Source organism: Acinetobacter baretiae, assembly GCF_015627105.1.
In the GTDB taxonomy this organism is placed as follows: Bacteria; Pseudomonadota; Gammaproteobacteria; order Pseudomonadales; family Moraxellaceae; genus Acinetobacter; species Acinetobacter baretiae.
The window spans coordinates 35,742-55,726 of the sequence record NZ_VTDM01000002.1; the positions used below are offsets into that span (position 1 = coordinate 35,742).

General features: G+C 38.5%; 17 protein-coding genes. 6 read left to right on the top strand and 11 right to left on the bottom strand.

The features are described from left to right. Positions 1-44: 44 nt before the first annotated feature. Positions 45-2,453 carry a glucose/quinate/shikimate family membrane-bound PQQ-dependent dehydrogenase gene (locus tag I2F17_RS00965; RefSeq protein WP_196423138.1) on the bottom strand — a complete coding sequence of 803 codons (2,409 nt, stop codon included), beginning with the start codon at positions 2,451-2,453 and terminating at the stop codon, positions 45-47. Positions 2,454-2,648: 195 nt separating this feature from the next. Continuing rightward, the gene (locus I2F17_RS00970; RefSeq protein ID WP_235985889.1) at positions 2,649-3,887 is read right to left on the bottom strand and encodes a carbohydrate porin; all 1,239 of its coding nucleotides are present in this window, start codon (positions 3,885-3,887) and stop codon (positions 2,649-2,651) included. Between the two features lie 401 nt (positions 3,888-4,288). Between I2F17_RS00970 and I2F17_RS00975 the strand changes: the two genes are divergently transcribed. Next, on the top strand, positions 4,289-5,323 hold the full coding sequence (locus I2F17_RS00975) for an AraC family transcriptional regulator (RefSeq protein ID WP_196423136.1): 1,035 nt from the start codon (positions 4,289-4,291) through the stop codon (positions 5,321-5,323). 34 nt (positions 5,324-5,357) lie between these two features. Here I2F17_RS00975 and I2F17_RS00980 read toward each other — a convergent pair whose 3' ends face one another. Further along, on the bottom strand, positions 5,358-6,569 hold the full coding sequence (locus tag I2F17_RS00980) for a class I SAM-dependent methyltransferase (RefSeq protein ID WP_196423135.1): 1,212 nt from the start codon (positions 6,567-6,569) through the stop codon (positions 5,358-5,360). Between the two features lie 101 nt (positions 6,570-6,670). On the opposite strand from I2F17_RS00980, the gene trhA reads away from it, so the two are divergent. Then, the gene (trhA, locus tag I2F17_RS00985; protein ID WP_211138867.1) at positions 6,671-7,315 is read left to right on the top strand and encodes a PAQR family membrane homeostasis protein TrhA; all 645 of its coding nucleotides are present in this window, start codon (positions 6,671-6,673) and stop codon (positions 7,313-7,315) included. A gap of 37 nt (positions 7,316-7,352) precedes the next feature. On the opposite strand, the gene I2F17_RS00990 is transcribed toward trhA, so the two are convergent. From I2F17_RS00990 to ppx, 5 genes are read right to left on the bottom strand one after another with little or no spacing between them, the layout of a single operon-like run. After that, entirely contained in the window at positions 7,353-7,952 is a 600-nt protein-coding gene (locus I2F17_RS00990; RefSeq protein WP_196423133.1) for a YggT family protein, read from the bottom strand. 10 nt (positions 7,953-7,962) lie between these two features. Further along, the gene (locus I2F17_RS00995; RefSeq protein ID WP_196423132.1) at positions 7,963-8,802 is read right to left on the bottom strand and encodes a pyrroline-5-carboxylate reductase family protein; all 840 of its coding nucleotides are present in this window, start codon (positions 8,800-8,802) and stop codon (positions 7,963-7,965) included. Between the two features lie 22 nt (positions 8,803-8,824). Continuing rightward, positions 8,825-10,180, bottom strand: coding sequence for a tRNA lysidine(34) synthetase TilS (gene tilS / locus I2F17_RS01000; RefSeq protein ID WP_211138868.1), 1,356 nt, complete (start codon positions 10,178-10,180; stop codon positions 8,825-8,827). Next, positions 10,117-10,941 (bottom strand): acetyl-CoA carboxylase carboxyltransferase subunit alpha, encoded by an 825-nt coding sequence (locus I2F17_RS01005; protein WP_196423130.1) that lies wholly within the window; start codon positions 10,939-10,941, stop codon positions 10,117-10,119. Before I2F17_RS01005 ends, tilS begins: the two co-directional genes overlap by 64 nt. A gap of 34 nt (positions 10,942-10,975) precedes the next feature. Further along, on the bottom strand, positions 10,976-12,496 hold the full coding sequence (gene ppx / locus I2F17_RS01010) for an exopolyphosphatase (RefSeq protein ID WP_196423129.1): 1,521 nt from the start codon (positions 12,494-12,496) through the stop codon (positions 10,976-10,978). A 266-nt stretch (positions 12,497-12,762) separates the two neighbouring features. Between ppx and trxA the strand changes: the two genes are divergently transcribed. The 4 genes from trxA to I2F17_RS01030 all read left to right on the top strand — a co-directional run bounded on the left by trxA (position 12,763) and on the right by I2F17_RS01030 (position 15,960). Further along, a complete protein-coding gene (gene trxA, locus I2F17_RS01015; protein ID WP_211138869.1) occupies positions 12,763-13,086 on the top strand; it encodes a thioredoxin in 324 nt (107 codons plus the stop codon). Positions 13,087-13,411: 325 nt separating this feature from the next. Beyond that, complete coding sequence (gene rho / locus I2F17_RS01020) at positions 13,412-14,674, top strand: transcription termination factor Rho (RefSeq protein ID WP_196423127.1); 1,263 nt, start codon at positions 13,412-13,414, stop codon at positions 14,672-14,674. Between the two features lie 391 nt (positions 14,675-15,065). Beyond that, on the top strand, positions 15,066-15,302 hold the full coding sequence (locus I2F17_RS01025) for a hypothetical protein (RefSeq protein WP_196423126.1): 237 nt from the start codon (positions 15,066-15,068) through the stop codon (positions 15,300-15,302). 52 nt (positions 15,303-15,354) lie between these two features. Continuing rightward, a complete protein-coding gene (locus tag I2F17_RS01030) occupies positions 15,355-15,960 on the top strand; it encodes an HAD-IB family hydrolase (RefSeq protein ID WP_235985114.1) in 606 nt (201 codons plus the stop codon). Positions 15,961-16,026: 66 nt separating this feature from the next. Here the strand turns inward: I2F17_RS01030 and I2F17_RS01035 are convergent, their stop codons facing one another. The 3 genes from I2F17_RS01035 to pheS all read right to left on the bottom strand — a co-directional run bounded on the left by I2F17_RS01035 (position 16,027) and on the right by pheS (position 19,759). Continuing rightward, a complete protein-coding gene (locus I2F17_RS01035) occupies positions 16,027-16,326 on the bottom strand; it encodes an integration host factor subunit alpha (RefSeq protein WP_196423125.1) in 300 nt (99 codons plus the stop codon). Then, positions 16,323-18,701 (bottom strand): phenylalanine--tRNA ligase subunit beta, encoded by a 2,379-nt coding sequence (gene pheT / locus I2F17_RS01040; RefSeq protein ID WP_196423124.1) that lies wholly within the window; start codon positions 18,699-18,701, stop codon positions 16,323-16,325. Before pheT ends, I2F17_RS01035 begins: the two co-directional genes overlap by 4 nt. A 77-nt stretch (positions 18,702-18,778) precedes the next feature. Further along, the gene (gene pheS, locus I2F17_RS01045; RefSeq protein ID WP_196423123.1) at positions 18,779-19,759 is read right to left on the bottom strand and encodes a phenylalanine--tRNA ligase subunit alpha; all 981 of its coding nucleotides are present in this window, start codon (positions 19,757-19,759) and stop codon (positions 18,779-18,781) included. Positions 19,760-19,985: the final 226 nt, after the last annotated feature.

Consider the following 19,985-nt stretch of genomic DNA (forward strand, 5'->3'; position numbering starts at 1 on the left):
TAAAAAAGCCCAGTCTAGACTGGGCTTTTTTACATTATGAGGAATTACTTACTGTCAGGTAAAGCGTAGGCTACAACATAGTCGCCCATCTTAGTACCAAATGAACCATGGCCACCTGCCATAATCACAAGATACTGCTTACCATCAATTTCATACGTCATTGGCGTTGCTTGACCACCTGCAGGTAGACGAGCTTCCCACAATTTATCACCGTTGGTAATGTTGTATGCACGGATATAATTATCTTGTGTGCCTGCAACGAACATCACGTTACCCGCAGTTGAAATTGCACCACCAAGACCAGGAACACCGATTTTCAATGGTGGCAATTGGAATAGTTTAGGTAAACTATCACGAATTGTACCAATACGTTTTTTCCATGCAACTTCATGTGTGTTTAAATCAACAGCAGCCACATAACCCCAACCTGGTTGTTTACATGGTAAACCTAGTGGAGACAAGAACGCTGAAATTTCTACGCCATAAGGTACGCCATACATTGGCTGAATACCATGTTCTGTACCCGCACCCTTCGCTGCAATTTCACGATTTGGATCTTGTGGAATTAAACGAGATACAAATGGTAGCGCCAATGGGTTCGTTACAGCAACTTGACGGTCAGGGTTAATTGAAATACCACCCCACTCAAACACACCCAAATTACCCGGGAATACTAACGTACCATTTTCAGATGGTGGTGTATAAATACCTTGATAATTTAACTTTTTGAAGTAAATACGGCAATACAACTGGTCAAACATCGTTGCACCCCACATATCCTTATCTGTCAACTTATCTTTTGGTGCAAGATTTAGTTCAGAGAAAGGTTGTGTTGGCGCATAACGCTCACCTTTGGTTTCAGGGCCAATCAATGTTTTTTGTGGCACTGGACGTTCTGTGATAGGAACAATTGCTTTACCATCACGACGGTCAAATACAAATACATTACCTGTTTTTGTGGTTACATAAACCGCAGGAACCATTTGACCAGACTTATCTTTAACATCAGCCAATGTTGGTTGTGATGGTACATCCATATCCCACAGATCATGATGTGTTGTTTGGAAATGCCAAACCAACTTACCTGTGGTTGCATTTAATGCAAGTACAGAGTTTGCATAACGCTCTTTCAGCTCAGTACGGTCACCACCCCAAATATCAGGCGTACCTACACCTGTTGGAATGTACACGATGTCTAATTTTTCATCGTATGCAAGAGGTGCCCAAGCATTTGGTGAGTTATTCACAAATGTTTGATTTGGACCAGGGATCAAGTTTGGATCTTGTGCGCCTGTATCAAATACCCAAAGCAACTTACCAGTATTCACATCGTAACCACGAAGTACACCTGATGGCTCTTTGGTTGAGAAGTTATCTGTTGTTGCACCACCAATGACAATAGTTGTACCTGTTACTACTGGCGGTGATGTTGGGTTATAACCACCTGGATACGCATACGGCATATCTTTTTGTAAATCAACCTCACCATTTTTACCAAAATCAGTACATGGCTGACCTGTGTCTGCATTAATTGCCACTAAGCGGCCATCATTGACTGGTAAAATGACTTTACGAGGACATTGATTCGATTCAGATTGTTTGAATTTAAGGCTTGTTGCAAATTCTTGTGTATTATTTGCATCATAGTAAGACACACCACGGCATGTTAAATGCTGATACGTAATGTCTGACTTCACTTTAGGATCAAAGCGCCATTTTTCTTTACCTGTCTTCGGATCAAGCGCAATTAACTGTTGATGTGCAGTACACATAAACATATTGTTGCCAATCTTAATCGGTGTTACTTGGTTTGTAATTTCACCCGGATCATTGGCTGTTTTAAAATCACCTGTACGGAACACCCATGCTTCTTTCAAATCTTTGACATTTTTGTCATCAATTTGCTTCAACGGTGAATAACGTTGACCATCTTGAGTACGACCATACGCAGGCCAATCGGCATCGGCAACACCTGGCGTTGTCGTTGCTTTTTCAGGCTGTGGTGTTTTAATTTCACCATTAATTTCTTGTGGATCATTAAAAATAGAATAAATCATTACTAAAATCGCAATGATTAATGAACTTGCAAGCACAAGACGACTTGGTGCAACAGGTTGTTTAATACCACGTGTAACCGCAGGAATTAACATCCAAACACCAAGAACACCTAAAATATCTAAGCGTGGTACCAATGCCCAAAAATCTGAACCGACTTCCCAAAGCCCCCAGATAATCGTACCGAGCATTAATGCTGCATAAATAAGATAAGATACGATTGAACCACGAAACAGCAAAACACCCGACACAATAAGCATCAAGCCTGCAATAACGTAGTACATCGAGCCATCACTTACTGCAAGAATAACACCAGCAACAAGTAAAATAAGACCTATTATCACTAAGATAAAAGCAGTAAAGCTCCTCATTCCTGAGCTCTTTGAGGGTTGATCCATAATCACCTCTAGTTTATGACGACAGCCAAGCGAAAACACATCTGACTTTTGCTTTGCCAATCTTTTATATCAATAGGGACAGACCCATGCTTGTATTACGCTTATATGATGTTTTTATTCATGCTTAAAACGTACAAGCATTGATCTATGATGAAAAATTCACTGTCTACACAAAGGTTGCAGGCAGTATGTGTATTAAAATGCTGTGGTTAGCTTCACACCACCAACCCAAGCATTATTACCATCTTTCAAGGCACCAACATGGTATACATATTGAACATTTGGACGAATTGTAAGCCAATTTGTCACATTCATGCCATAATAAAGTTCAGCATTATATTCGTTATTATACCCTGATAAATTCTTATGTATACGAGCAACGCCTAATGCAATTTCGTCTTTTGCTCTTGCATCAAATAGACCCACGTAACTTAAGCCAATATTTTGCATATTTGAAACTTGACCGTCATCACTGTTTCCTTGATCTTGATCAAAGAATGATGCACTTGCAAAAGCAGTTAAACCACGGCTTGAATCCCCTGCTTGCGCAGTGAATTGTTGTTTCGCTGAGATCCAAGCACCTTGTTTATGGTCAATCCTTTGACCGCTCGTATTTTGATCTACTGTACTATAATAATAACCTACACGATACTCACCGGGCAAAGCATGTACAGTGAGTTTTGGCTGCCATACCATTTCTACAGGAATTAATGCACCATTTGAGCCATCTGTACTTAAATTGAAGCCTTTACCACGCTTTAAATTTTCAGCATTGTGCTCAAATGCACCCACTTGGAAAAATAAGTCTTGTTGTAACTGATATTTAGCTCGAATCGCCCATTGGCTCACCGGCCAGTTATACCACTGATCACCAGCCCAGTTACCCACTTGGCCACCGCATAATGCAAGGTTTTGAAAATCACAGCTTGCACTATTAAACTCACTGGCTTCACCAAAACGTCCAACCTTAACATCTAACTTTTGATCAAAAAATTGCTTTTTAATCCATAAGTTTGTCAGACGCCATGTTTGCCCACGCCCATACACCTCTTGCACTTGGCTGATCTGATGTTGTAGCGCATCCGCTGAGCCAGTTAAGTTTTGGCCGTTACGATATGTGAGTGTTATTCCTGCTTGAGTATCTTGCCAACCTAATATTTTGTTTAAGTCTAAATCTGCACCTAAACTAAATTGGTCTGAATACTTTGTAGGATGACTAGAGGTATTTTTTGAATCTAAAACTGTTGCTAATTCACCTGTATAACCCAGTGAGAAGTCATAACCTTGTGCTTTAAGCGCTGTTCTTTGTCCGTTCCAATCGCCTAGCATGTAAGGACTATTGCGATCAAATGCAGTAGTTGCTTGAGCTTGTGATAATCCTGCAAATACAGCCACACATACGCCACACGCTAGTGTTAATTTTTTTGTTTTCAACGTTACACATCCTATGTTATTTGTTGATTTGTATAGCATACTATTTATTTTGTTACACTTGTAAACTATTTTGTTAAGCAATTGATTTCAAACAATTTAAATTTTCATTAAAACTCAAATCTATATTTTTTCAATCAACAACCCAATGAAACATTATAACTCATTGTTTTTACTTATCAAATATATAATAACAACGATAAAAACAAATAAAGTATTTACTCTATTTCACTGAGATATGCTAATATCATGCTCAATTTATAGGTCTAGCAAAAATTTTTTGTGATCAACTAATACATAATTAATGCTTCAAACCAACTCGAAGTAGACTTATGTTAGAGCCCATGAAATATGCGACCACAATATGATTATATGACAAATATTTAGGTTAACCTGCTGTGATAATGAGAGCACTTGAAGAACTGAACGTAAGCCGTGACACCATCAGCATTTATTTTGTAAATGCTGCACTCAAAGGTGTAAAAAAACTCGGAATGGATGCAGAAGCACTGCTATCACATGTCGGGATTGAAGCTGAGCTCCTTAAACAGCCTAAAGCCCGTATTTCTCCCGAGCAGTATACTCGATTTGTTAAAATGTTATGGATGGTCACCCAAGACGAACATGCAGGGTTCTCACCACAGCCCCGTAAACTCGGTACATTTGCCATTATGTGCCAACTGATTATTCACTCTAAAACCTTAGGTGAGGCACTAGAATTATCAAGCCAATTTTATCGTTTATTTGGTGATGATTGGTTTATCTCTGTCGAAAAAGATAAGCACGAAGCACGTTTTGTACCTACTATTCCTCAAAGCGATGATCCTGATCATTATATGACAGAAAGCATGCTCATGATTTGGCATGGTTTAGCTTGTTGGCTTATCGACCGCCGTATTCCACTCGAACGTGTTCATTTTAACTATTCACGCCCTGAACAAGCAGATGAATATGATGCTCTCTTTTTTGCCCCTGTCATTCAATTTGATATGCCAAGAACAGAAATTACGTTTGCTAGAGATTATTTAGATTTACCCATTCGCCAAAATATTGACACACTAGAAGAATTTTTAAAAGTTGGCCCAACTCAACTTTTGGTTAAATTTAAAAACACCAACTCACTGACCTCTCGTATTCGAGATGTGCTCAAAAGTCATATTGGTGAAGAAATGCCAACACTTAATGATGTGGCATCTATGCTGTATTTATCACCACAAACATTACGTCGTCGTTTGGCAGCAGAAGGACGCAGTTATCAAGGTGTAAAAGATGCTTTACGGCGTGATGCTGCCATTCATTTACTCTTACAACCTAAACTCACTTTAGAAGATGTTGCACAACAAGTTGGCTTTAGTGAAACCAGTACATTTCACCGTGCTTTTAAAAAATGGACGGGCGTTACTCCGGGACTCTACCGCCAATTACACGGTTCTATTTAACAATTGCCCAGTTCATATACTGGGCAATTTTTTACTAACAACGACAACCCTGTTGACTTTGATCGACCATTTCATCTGCTAATAACTGTTCTAAACTGTGTGTTTGTATGCCATACATTTCTTTTAGGCTTTGAATCTGTTTCATGATCTTCTCATCAGGTTGTTCACCCTGTTTTTTCTTAACAGCTAAAATCATTTTGTTTTTATTGGTATGACTTAATGCCACAAATTCAAACACTTTCGTTTCATATCCATATGCATTTAATAACAATGCTCTCATGGTATCTGTCAACATTTCTGCTTGCTGTCCTGCATGTACGCCATACTGTAACATCGGCTGTAATACATCTGGGCTTGATAATTGCGGTCTCAGCTCTTTATGGCAACAAGGTGCACATAAAATTAAGGATGCATTTAAACGTATACCACAGTGTATTGCAAAGTCTGTAGCTATATCACATGCATGCAATGCCACCATCACATCAAGACGTTTAGGCTGATAGGTTCGCACATCCCCTTCAAAAAAATCTAACCGCTGAAAATTATTTTTTTTGGCCACACTCTCACAAAACTGTACTAAATTTTCTCTAAGCTCGACCCCTGTCACATCGGGCGTCCAACCATTTTTCTGTAAATAATCATGCATTGCAAAAGTGAGATATCCCTTCCCCGAACCAAAATCAACAATATGCACCTCGTCTTTCAGTGACTTTTGCTCAGTCAGTGCTTGAGAAAATATTTCTATAAACTTGTTAATTTGTTTCCATTTTTTTGCCATTGTAGGTACCAATACACCTGCATGGTCCGTAATACCTAAATGATGTAAATAAGGTGATGTTTGCTCTATAGGACGTTGTTTTTCACGATTATGCTGTACTGTTGGTATTTTTTGTTGTGTGAGCTGTTGAGTGGTTATTAAATCTCTTTTCTTACCTCGTTTAAATTGTACCTGCTGTTTGATCTCCCATAAATTGGCTTGCTTAACATGTAAAAATAAATCTTCGAAAACACGTATAGCTTGTTCTATCGTATAATTTTTGGTGATATCTTGAGTTTTGTAGTGATATAACACCGAGATTTTTTGTTGTTGCAACTGTACTACTCGAAAAGTAATTTTCTCTAAATCAGTATCTGCACCTGTATATTGACTCAATACTAAACGATCAAACTGTCCATTTTCTAAACACTCACGCCATAATGCCATAAATAAAATGGCCTGTTCAGAAAGTAATGTACCTGTAGACATCATGTGATCCTTAAAATAATGACAATTTCACTGTAAAGTGGTTTACTTTTCAACGAAATTTGAATTAATATACAAATGTATTTTTTAATAAAGCGTGGATAATGAACCATATCGCAACCGTAGATTATGATTCAACAGAAGAAAGACTAAATGTACTCACTCATGGTATAGGTGCTGTAATCGCGTGTATTGCAAGCGCAATTTTACTGTATCAGCAACGTGAACTTGCAACAGGGTCGTGGCTCAGTTTATGGGTGTATTGCTTTGGTTTAATCTTCGTACTGAGTAGCTCGACGTTGTACCATTGGTCAAAAACTCCAAAACAACGACGTGTATACAAGAAACTTGATCATACCGCCATTTATTACTTGATTGCAGGAACATATACACCGCTCCTTTATATCAACATTCCCACCACTAAAGCACATTATATCTTGATTAGTCTGTGGGTGATTACAGCGATTGGGACTATTTTTAAAATTTTTTTCGCACATCGTTTTGGAAAAGTATCTTTAATTGCATATGTGAGCATGGGATGGTTTGCGATTTTAATGTTTAACGATATGCAAACTTACTTGAAACCTGAATGTCTTCAACTCTTAGTAATTGGTGGCATTGCCTACACTGTAGGTGCCATATTTTATGCGCTCAAACGTGTAAGATTCACACATGCGATTTGGCACGTTTTTGTACTGATTGGTGCAGGAGCCCACTTTTTAGCCATTGCTCAATATGGCATTACATAAGCTAAAAAATAAGGGCATATGATATGCCCTTATTTTTTTAAAATGTTGCTAATAATGAAAGAGAAATTTGCCGCATGATTATTTCAATTAAATGTAATGCTAAAAAAGCAACGATTGGAGATAAATCAATCATTCCCATATTGGGTAGAATTTTGCGAAATGGTGCCAATAAAGGTTCTGCCAACTCTTGAATCACTTCAATATATGGAGAACGAGATTGTGTAAACATCACGACCCAACTTAAAATAATTGTTGCAAAAATTAAGTAGCGACAAAACAAAATTACACTTTCTGTTACAGCCATAAACGTACCAAGCAACAGCCCAATCGCACTGCTGGCTAAATCGACGTATTTTTGGTCAAAAATTTCTATCCCTTTGCCAAAAGTACTATATCCCCATACTTTAAACAAAAAGAGTATAAGCAGTAATACTATAGCAGCGACATTAATGCGACCTTTTGCTAACGTAGGAAAAATTCGACTAAATATATCTACAAAGCGGGTTGATTTTAACGTGGCTAAAACAACAGGATTATATGGACTCACCATAGCCAGTTGCGTTAGAAACCTAAAAAACACCAACAAAATTGCAGCATTGACAATCACACTAAAAATTAGCGCACTACCTGCACCCATATAACTACCTCTAATTCGATGATTTGGTACGATCACTGAGTTCTTGTACTTGCATTTGGCTACTTTTTTGTGCTGCAGCTAACGCCGTTTGAATACCTTGTGATACCGACAATCGGTCAAAGACCTCTAAAGCTGCTCGAGTTTCATCTTGAGCAGAAATTAAATTTTTACGTAAATCTGTAGGTGATAAGCCACTACTAATGGCCATTTGTGCCGCACCTAAAGCTGTTTGCAATGTTAATGCAGTTGCTGATTTTTCATCTAGCCCTAAATTTCTTCCTGCACGAATCATACTTTCCATCAAATAAAAAAAGTATGCTGACCCAGAACCAGACACTGCAGAGACTGCATTTAAATCAGACTCTTGAGCAACCCATACCACCAAACCTGTGCTCGATACGACTTGCGTGGCCAAAGTACGATCGGCCTCCGAAATAAATGTATGTGCATACATGCCGTGTGCACCTGTTTGAATCTGTGCTGGTAAATTACTTATCACACGAATAATTCGATCATTTTTTAGCAATTTTGCTAACGTATCAAGATTTGTACAACGTTGTAACGACAAAATTAACTTATTGTTCAATTGATCAGCTAAAGTTGGTAAAACTTGGCAAAGCACGTCCCACTCTAATCCAAGAACGATAATATCAACATCTTGCACAGCATCGGTATAATCCATACTGACAACAACATGCTTTTCTTGTAATCGCTCATGTACATGCAATTCTGTATCAGCAACTTTAATTTGTTCTGGATTGAAACCTCGTGATAATAGCCCACCAATCAGTGCTTGTGCTAGACCACCACCTCCCAAAAAACCTACTTTGCAACCTAAAGTCATACTCATATCTTTTCGCCTGACACTCAATTTATTGTTGCACCAATACGGGTAACCAACCATTGGGCTCGCAAAATTTAGAGTTCGCAAGCCAAAACCCATGTGGGGTAAAGACGCCTAGAATAACATCATCTGATTGCAAAATTTGTACTCTGTGACGCAACCAAGGAAAAATTTCAGCCTGTTGAATAGCTTTTTTGAGTGGCCAGTGCCCTACTCGACCATATAAGTGTATTTTTTCCCCACCCACTCTTTGATGAAGTACCAGTTCTTGAGACAATAAGTGCCATGACAACCCCATTTTTGAGCTACTTTGTACTTCAAACATCCCACTGATGAGTTGAAATGGTACATTTTTAGCACATTGCATGGTTGTTTTCATTTCAATGCGATCATATTTTTTAGCCAAATATTCTGACGAAGACAATTGATACACATACTGACCAAACCGTACATACCAAAAAGGCTTACAAAATAAGGCCGCTTTTGCATCTATTCTCGCTTGAATGACCTCTTGTTGTAATCGCTGTACAAGTGCATAACTTGGGCGATACAATTGATCGGCTTTCAACCAAGATGAAAGCATTTGACGTTGTCGTGCAGCAGACAGTAACTGATATTTTTTTAAATCTAATCTATTGGCAATGACACATGCTTGTAAATCAATCGCAAGAATATCACTTAATATATCTTCTGCATCTTGCATCAACACTGTCGTTCTAGACACAGCGGATTGCATTTGTGGAAAACGCGACACTAACACAGGCCACAGTACAGATCTTGCCCATGCACGATCATAATATACGTTTAGATTTGTTGGGTCATTTATGTAAGGAAGATTGAGAGTCTTAACCCATTGACTGATTTTCTCACGAGATAAATCTAAAAGTGGGCGCCATATTGTTAAATTTTGACGCCAGTCAATAGGCTTCATGGCAGCCAAACCAGAAACGCCTGCACCAGAAAATAAATTCAGTAAGAGCGTTTCTGCTTGATCTTGTTCATGATGTGCAAGTACCAATATTTCATTGGCTTGAATACATTGCTGAAATGCCTCATAACGTGCATGACGTGCTTCAGCTTCAAGGTTTCCTTGCTGTACTGTGACACGCACACACACACACTCAATATCTCGTTGCGTACAATATTCATTGACTTGCTCTCCCCACAAAGCACTTTGGCTTTGTAATTGATGATCTACATAAATCACACGAATACGATGAGGGAAAAGACAATAAAATAGGTGAAGTAACAGCATAGAATCCATGCCGCCACTACACCCAATTAAAAAATGCTTTTGCGTAAAGACACTTTCTTCAACAGCTAAGATACCAGCCCTGGATTCTCGCTGCCAAACTTCATTAAACGTTGATAACGTGCTTCGCATCGTTCATCTGCATCCATCGTTTGTAATTCGGCCAAACTCTGTTGAATCACACTGCGTAGTCGCTCCATCACCACGTCAGCATGTAAATGTGCACCTTCGCCTTCATCAACGATATGCTCAACAATACCCATTTTTTTCAGTTTTTCTGCTGTTAGTGCTAAAGCTTCACTGGCCTGCTCTGCTTTATCTGCTGTTTTCCATAGGATAGACGCACAACCCTCAGGTGAAATCACAGAATAAATACTATGTGATAACATGATCACACGGTCAGCCACACCAATTCCTAATGCACCTCCAGAGCCACCTTCACCTAACACTGTTGCAATAACAGGAACTTTTAAGCGTGAAAGTTGTGCCAAACTGGTTGCAATTGCTTCGGCTTGACCACGTTCTTCTGCACCTACCCCAGGGTAAGCGCCCATCGTATCGATAAATGTAAGTACAGGTAAGTTAAAGCGTTCGGCCAAATCAAGTAAGCGTTGAGATTTACGATACCCTTCAGGATTACACATTCCAAAGTTATACTTTAAACGTTCGCGAGTTGAACGTCCACGATGTTGGCCGACCACCATTACAGGTTGCCCTTCAAAACGTGCAAGTCCACCCACCATTGCGCCATCATCACCAAACAACCGATCGCCGTGTAAGACATCAAAGTCATCAAAGAGCACATTGGCATAGTCCAAAAACTGTGGACGTTCAACATGGCGGGCAATTTGTACCGTTTTCCATGCTTTCATTTGTGCTGATTTATTTTTCATAGGTCGAATATTATCCTTAAATTAACTTATTGCGTTAATCAATAAATTTTTCCGACTGAATGATCAAATCAATGTTCCAATGCTTAAATTGCGCTTGCTCATCATGCAAATCAGCAATCAATAATGGCCATTGTTTCGCATCACCAGAAACAGTTAAGTGCCATTGTTGCTCATTCGCAACTGTTAATTCAATGGCAGGAAGCATCTGATCACTTCTGCTATGGTTTAATAAAACAGCTAAGCGAAGAAGTAAACATAAATACACCAAAGCAGGTGTTGCAACTTTTAAGATCTCATTTTTTAAATCTGCTTTAATTTTTCTACGATGATGTGCCACCAAATGCGATAAACAATTTTGATCAATCTGAGAAAATCCAGGAATATCTGAATGTTCTAACACATACGCACCATGACGATGATAACCACCATGACTAATGGCTAAACCAATTTCATGTAAATAAGCTGCTCGACGTAGTAAATCACTGTCTTCATTGGTTAATTTTAAAGATTCAGCCACGTCATCGAATAATTTTTGTGCTGTTTTAACGACACGCTCTGCTTGTTTAACATCTATTCCATAACGCCCAACGAGTGCTTGAACACTACGGTCACGAATATCTTCATGTTTAAATCGCCCGAGCAAATCATACATTACACCTTCTCTTAATGCCCCGTCTGAATACATCATCCGATCAATATCCATTACATTAAAAATGGCATAAAGAATGGCAAATCCTGCTGGCAAAACTGCTCGTCTATCGTCTTTTAAACCGTCAAAATCTAGCTCAGAAATATGTTTATATTTCAGCAACTTTTCTTTAAGCTTTTCGACCCCTGCTCGGGTAATGGTTTGTTGCTCATCGCTCCACCCCATATTAATAATTATTTGGCGACATGCTTTAATCGTACCGCTTGAGCCAACAACTGTTTCCCAACCCTCTTCTTTATATGCATTTGCAATGACTAATAATTCTTTGGTTGCCGCAGATACTGCTTTATTAAAGTTTTTGGCACTAATTTCGCCATCTGTGAAGAATTTATTGGTAAATGCAACACAGCCCATTTGCAGTGATTCGGTATAAATAGGCTCAAATTGTTCACCAATAATAAACTCTGTCGACCCCCCACCAATATCAACCACCAAACGGCGACCACCATTGGCCATGGTGTGAGAAACACCTAAATAAATAAGACGTGCCTCTTCTCGACCAGCAATAATTTCAATCGGTTTTGGTAAAATTTCTGCGGCTTTATCAATAAATTCTTGACCATTTTTTGCTTGACGTAATGCATTGGTTGCAACAATACGTAGACGACTGGCCTGTACAGAACTTAAACGACCAACAAAACGAGATAAACATGCAAGCCCTCGTTGCTGTGCAACTTCTGTTAAATTATTATTATCATCTAAACCTGCGGCAAGTTGAACTTTTTCTGACATGGATACTACTTTTTTTACTTCACCATGATCTAAGCGGGCAATCGCTAAATGAAAGCTATTAGAGCCCATGTCAATTGCGGCAAGTAATTCTTCATCGATTAAAAAGTCAGACATTGTGCAAAGCGCTCAAAATTAAATTTTCCTTAGAGTAATTCACATACCTTGAATTGAAAAGTGCTTTAGTTACAATGAACCGAAGTTTTTTCAATTTTCAACCGATTGTTGAATACAATGATACATATCGTAAACCTCTATTAGACAAATCCTTCACAGACAATTAAATTAAATTCACTTTACTATAATTCTTAAATCATTTGCCCTACCGTGTAGAGTTTAGCTAGACTAGCGCAAAAGATACCATTCTCATTTGGAGCAAACGCATGTCAAACATTGTTAATACAACTGATTCTCAATTTCAATCAGATGTACTTGAGTCGCAAACCCCTGTGCTTGTAGACTTCTGGGCGGGTTGGTGTGGTCCATGTAAAGCAATTGCACCTGTTTTAGAAGATCTTTCTCGCGAGTACGACGGTAAAGTAAAAATCGTTAAAGTAAATGTTACCTCGTGCGAAGAAACAGCTGTTAACTACAATATTCGTAATATTCCTGCTCTTTTACTGTTTAAAAATGGTGAAGTCGTTGCACAACAAGTTGGAGCATCTCCTCGCTCGAAACTTGTTTCATTTATTGACGAAAACATTTAATTTTTAATATTTCCGATCTAATCGTAAAATACGCTATAAATTAGCGTATTTTACCTACAATAAAATTGACAATTTCTCACACGTCACTTATATTTCAAGTCTAAGAAAAGCCAAGCACCACAGCCTGCTTTTTTTTAACAAGATACAACATACAAAATCGCCGTTCGGCACAGCAATTGAACTGTTTATTTCCACTTTCAAATAAACATACATCTGAGTTTATATTGTATAACAGACAGAAGCTTATCAATGCTTGCTGTATTCGACCGATTTTATACTTTTCTTCTTTTTGACCTTCAATGTTCTCATCTATACTGAACCACCTATGAATCTAACTGAACTCAAGAAAAAACCGATTGGCGAACTCATTAAAATTGCTGAGTTTATGGGCCTCGAGGGCATGGCACGTAACCGTAAACAAGATATTATCTTCGCGATCTTAAAGCGCCATGCCATGAATGGCGAAGAAATATTTGGAGATGGCGTACTAGAAATTCTTTCTGACGGCTTTGGTTTTTTACGCTCAGCTGCAGGCTCATACCTTGCAGGCCCAGATGATATTTATGTGAGCCCATCTCAAATCCGCCGTTTTAACTTACGTACAGGCGATAATATTGAAGGAACGATTCGTCCTCCAAAAGAAGGAGAGCGCTATTTTGCCTTACTCAAAGTCAATCAAATTAACTACGATACGCCTGAAAACTCTCGTAATAAAATTCTATTTGAAAACCTGACACCTTTATTTCCAACAGAACAGTTGGTCATGGAACTAGGTAACGGAAGCCGTGAAGATTTAACCTCACGTGTAGTCGACCTGATTGCTCCTATTGGTAAAGGGCAACGCTCAATCATTGTTGCTCCGCCTAAAGCGGGTAAAACAATGTTGCTACAAAATATTGCTCAATCTATCGTTCGCAACAACCCCGAAGTATTTTTAATCGTTCTTCTTATTGATGAACGACCAGAAGAAGTGACTGAAATGCAACGTAGTGTGCGTGGTGAAGTCATCGCATCTACTTTTGATGAATCTCCTGCTCGCCATGTGCAAGTTGCAGAAATGGTCATTGAAAAAGCAAAGCGTTTGGTTGAACACAAAAAAGATGTCGTGGTTCTACTCGATTCAATCACTCGGTTAGCACGTGCATATAATACCGTTGTACCTTCATCAGGAAAGGTACTTACAGGTGGTGTAGATGCACACGCCCTAGAAAGACCTAAACGCTTCTTTGGTGCAGCTCGAAATATTGAAGAAGGCGGTTCTTTAACCATTATCTCTACTGCGCTCATTGAAACAGGCAGTAAAATGGATGAAGTCATTTACGAAGAATTCAAAGGTACAGGTAACCAAGAAATTACCTTAGATCGCCGTATTTCAGAAAAACGTGTTTTCCCTGCGATGCACTTGAAAAAATCTGGTACACGCCGTGAAGAACGCTTAATGAGTGAAGATAATTTACGTAAAGTATGGATTCTACGCAAACTCCTCCATCCTATGGATGAACTTGCAGCAATGGAGTTCTTACTCGATCGCATGAAAGAAACCAAAACTAATGATGATTTCTTTGAACAAATGAAACGAAAGCAGTAATGATTTTGCCGAAGTCTTTATATATCAAAGGCTTCGGTTGACTTGTTTTACATAAAATAACAAAGCATTTTTTTTGAGAAATTCAATCGATTCACAGATTTTATTTTTCTGTAAAAAACTACCGTAATCTAAGTCACTTAGTGAATAATTAAACCAATATACTCTACAAAGTTGATTGTTATTTTCTGTTAAAAACGAGCTAAAAAGAATCGTTTTTTTTGTTTTTTTTTCATCTGCCTAGTAGTAATTCAATATGCTCAGTGATAGCATACACGCATACCAGTTAACCTGCTCCATGCGTTGTTACCTATCGAAAACGTATAGTGATAATAAAAGCTTAAACAGGTTAGCGTTGGTTTTTTTTTCTCAATTATATTATGAGAGTGATGCCATGTTATTCAAAAAATTCGCTATCGTAGCTGCTGTTGCTACAACTTTAGCTTTCGTTGGTTGTGCTAAAAAAGAAAGCGCGCCTGCTACTGCATCTGAAGCAACTGCTGCCGCTTCTCAAGCTGTAGCTGCTGCATCTGAAGCAACTGCTGTAGCTTCTCAAGCAACTGCTTCTGCTGCTTCTGCTGTAGCTGTAGCATCTGACGCTGCGCCTGCTGCTTCTCAAGCTGCTCACTAATCCGAAGTTATTTTCGATTTAGTAGAAAAAAGAGCCTAACGGCTCTTTTTTTATGGCTAAAATCTATATGAATCTTGTTTTATTCGACTTTGACCATACGCTAACACATCGTGATAGCTTTACATCTTTTCTTTCATACAGCCTTTCTAAAAAGCACTACTACATCAGCTTCATTCAAATCATGCATTATATTATTGCGTATAAATGCAAGCTTATTAATGATCAAATATTACGACAAAAAATCTGTAAAGTGGCTTACACTCAATATAATAAAGAGCAATTAATTCATATCGGTCAATCATTTGCTCATCATTATATTGATAGCATCATTTCTTCTCATGCCAAACAACGTCTTGAATGGCACAAATCACAAGGTGATCATATTGTTGTCGTTTCTTCATCTTTAGACGTATATCTTGAACCTTGGTGTCAAAAACAAGGGATTGATGTGATTTGTAATCGTTTAGTTGACAACGGTACACATTACACAGGTGCACTACTTCATGGTGATTGTGGCTATACAGAAAAAGCACGTAGAGTCAAACAGTCGTATCATTTATCTGATTATCTCAATATTTTTGCGTATGGTGATTCTAAAAATGATTTAGCAATGCTTGCACTTGCAGATCACAAATTTTATCGTTGGCAAAAACAATAAAGCCCTAAGCACAATGTAAATGTACTTAGGGCTTTTTACTTGAGCATGTATTTACACGCTCAAGTACTATTCATCTTCTTGTTCTGTGCCTACACGCTGTCTGAATTTTTGACCTGCTCTAAATGTGACCACGCGGCGGGCAGAGATTGGAATTTCTTCACCTGTTTTAGGGTTGCGGCCTGGGCGCTGACGCTTATCACGCAACTCAAAATTTCCAAAACCAGAAAGTTTGACGTGCTCGCCTTCAATAAGCACTTGACTGATTTCATCAAAAAATAATTCGACCATTTGCTTTGCTTCTCGACGATTTAACGCGGTAAGCTCACTCAAATGATCTGCCATTTCTGCTTTCGTTAATGCTGTCATGACGCCCTCAATATTGCCTGATATGTGCTTGCGAGCACGTTAATTATTTGATCCATACCTAATTTAATTTCAGCATCTTCTAAAGTACGTGATGGATGTTGCCATAACAATGCAAATGCTAATGAACGCTTACCTTCTTCAACACCTTGACCAGTATATACATCAAACAGCCATGTTGAATCGAGTAACTCACCACCCGTGTTTTTAATTAACTGCTGAATTTCTTTTACACTTATCTTATCATCAATTAAAAGTGCAATGTCACGTCTAATCGAAGGAAAACGTGATAATTCTGTAAAATTAGATACATAAGGTTGTAAAACAGCACTTTGATCCATCTCTGCAACCCACGTTACGCCTAAATCTAAATTTGACTCTAACGACGGATGTAAACGACCCAAATAACCAATCGATTGACCATTAAGTAAAATTTCTGCTGATTGACCAGGATGCAACCATGAACGCTCTGAACGTTCATATGTAACACTCACACGCCCAGCAGCTAAAATTTCCTCAATTTCACCTTTAAAATCAAAAAAATCCATATTGTGTGGTTTTTCATGCCATTGTTCTGGTGTACGTGCACCCACAGCAATTAGACCAAGTGTTGGAATTTGTTTTAATTCATCTAAATGACTTGCACCTTGATAATCAAAACGTAAGCCTAGCTCGAAAAATCGCACTCGGTTTTGTTGACGATTTAAATTATATTGCACACAAGGAATCAAACTAGATAATAGTGTGCTTCTCATGGCAGCCAAATCGCTAGAAATTGGATTTGCGAGCATCAATGGTTGTGCATTTGGATTTAGTTGTTTTTCCAATTTTGCATCGGCAAAGCTAAAGCTAATGGCTTCTTGATACCCTAACGTCACAATCGTTTGACGCAACTGTGTCAATTCAAATTGATCTTGGTATTTAGACAAATTAACATCTATTTTAGGTAATGCCACTTCAATATGATCATACCCATAAATACGTGCAACTTCCTCAATGAGATCTTGATAAATCACTAAGTCATAACGGTAAGATGGTGGGGTAACTCGCCAGCTTTGGTCAGATACAATGACTTTACAGCCTAGATTCGTTAACGCCTGACGAATAAAATCTTTTTCTACATCATAACCTAACAATCCATTGACTTGAGTATAGTGCAAATCAATCGGTTCACGCTTTGGTAAATGATCCGTTTTTTCCACCACAGTAATTGGGCCAAACTCTCCCCCTGCGATTTCTTGTATCAGTTGAGAAGCTCTCTGCATTGCTTGTAGTGGGAGTTCAAAATCAACCCCTCGCTCATAGCGCTGTGATGAGTCTGTGTGTAAACCAAAACGACGTGCCTGACCCGCAATTGCCAATGGGTTAAAAAAAGCACTTTCTAAAAAGATTGCTTGAGTATTTTCAGTCACACGTGAATGCAAACCACCCATAATACCTGCTAACGCCAGTGCTTTTTCTTCATCGGCAATTACCATGATATCTGATGACAATTTAACATTTTGCTCATTGAGTAAAACCAATTCTTCATCTGGGTACGCTTGACGAACCGTTATTTGACCTGAGATTTTATCAAGATCAAATGCATGCATGGGTTGGCCTAACTCAATTAACACGTAGTTAGTAATATCCACCAACAAACTATGAGTACGAATACCTGAACGTTGTAACCTTTGTACCATCCAATCTGGCGTAACTGCATTAAAATCAAGATGACGAACAACTCGACCTAAATAACGTGCAACACCATCAGTCGCCAATTCAATTGACTTTTCTTCATTAAGTGTAGAAGAAACGTCTTTGATCTCTGGGGTAGTCACAGCAAGTTGATTGATCACAGCCACTTCACGAGCAATACCTCGTAAACTAAAACAATCACCACGGTTAGGTGTAATTGAGATATCTAATACTTGATCATCTAAACTTAAATAATCACGGATATCCACACCAATTGGAGCATCTACTGGCAACTCAAGTAAGCCATCAATTTTATCTTCTAAATCAATCTCCGATGCACCACATAACATACCATGCGATGCCACACCACGGAGTTTCCCTTTTTTAATTTTGAAATCGCCCGGCAATACCGCACCAATTAAAGCAACAGGTACACGTAATCCGATACGGACATTAGGTGCGCCACATACTATTTGTAACGGTTCATCTTGCCCAACATTGACAGTCGTTACACGTAAACGATCTGCATCTGGATGTTGCTCTACCGTTAACACCTCACCGACAACCACACCTGAAAAAGGTTTTGCCACAGGGGAAATATCATCTATTTCTAATCCTAGCATGGTTAATTGATTGGCTAAATCTTCACTATTTACAGAAGGGTTAACCCACGTACGCAACCAATTTTCGCTAATTTTCATCGAATATAACCTTAAAAATTTTATTGACTTGATCAATAAACACATCTGCATCAATGCATTGTTTTATTTAAAATAAATTAAGCAAACTGACGTAAGAAACGTACGTCATTTTGGTAAAACATACGTAAATCATTAATGCCGTAACGAAGCATTGCAAAACGCTCTACCCCTAAACCAAAAGCAAAGCCCTTATATTTTTCAGGATCAATACCTGCCGATTGTAAAACACTTGGATGCACCATACCACAGCCTAAAACTTCAAGCCATTTACCACGTTCATCCATAATATCCACTTCAGCACTTGGTTCTGTAAATGGGAAATAAGACGGACGAAAACGTACTTTCAAATCTTTCTCAAAAAACTCATGAAGTAAATTAATTAATAAACCTTTTAGCTCTGCAAAGTTTGTATTTTCAGCCACGTAAAGGCCTTCAATTTGATGAAACATTGGAGAGTGTGTCTGGTCGGAGTCACAGCGATACACACGACCTGGACAAACAATTCGAATAGGAGGCGCAGATGTTTCCATGGTGCGAATTTGTACACCTGAAGTATGCGTACGTAGCAAATGTGTTGCATCGAAATAAAATGTATCATGCATAGCACGTGCAGGATGATGACCCGGAATATTTAATGCTTCAAAGTTGTGATAGTCATCTTCAACTTCTGGCCCCGTTGCAACCGTAAAACCTGCTTTGGTAAAAAATTGACAAATTCGCTCTTGTACTTGTGTCACAGGGTGAATGCTTCCGACCTGCTGTCCACGTCCGGGTAAAGTAATATCAATGGTTTCACTGGCCAGTTTTTGCTCAAGCGCTTGTTGTACTAAAATTTGCTGACGTTCAGTTAATGCATGTTGAATCGCTTCACGGACTGCATGAATTTTTGCCCCTTCAACTTTACGTTGTTCAGGATCCATTTTCCCTAAGGCTTTTGACTGTTCTGCAAGTTGACTTTTTTTACCTGTAAATTGTACACGTGCTTGGTCAAGTGCGTTTAAGTCGAGTGTTGCAGCAATTGCTGTCAGTGCTTCCGTGGTCAAGTTTTCCAATGACATAGTTAATCTCAAAGCATCTTTTCAATAAACATAAATTCTTTTTATTCTAACAGCTTTTATTTCATTTAATGTATTTTTAAACCTCGCTTACGTACAAACGAGTATTGTTTTTTGAGTATTTTTTGCATTTTTATGCATAAGTCGTGGCATTTTGCATCTTGTTCTTCTACAAAGAACAGCCATAAAAAAAGACCGTTCAATGACGGTCTTTTTTTGAATCTCTACA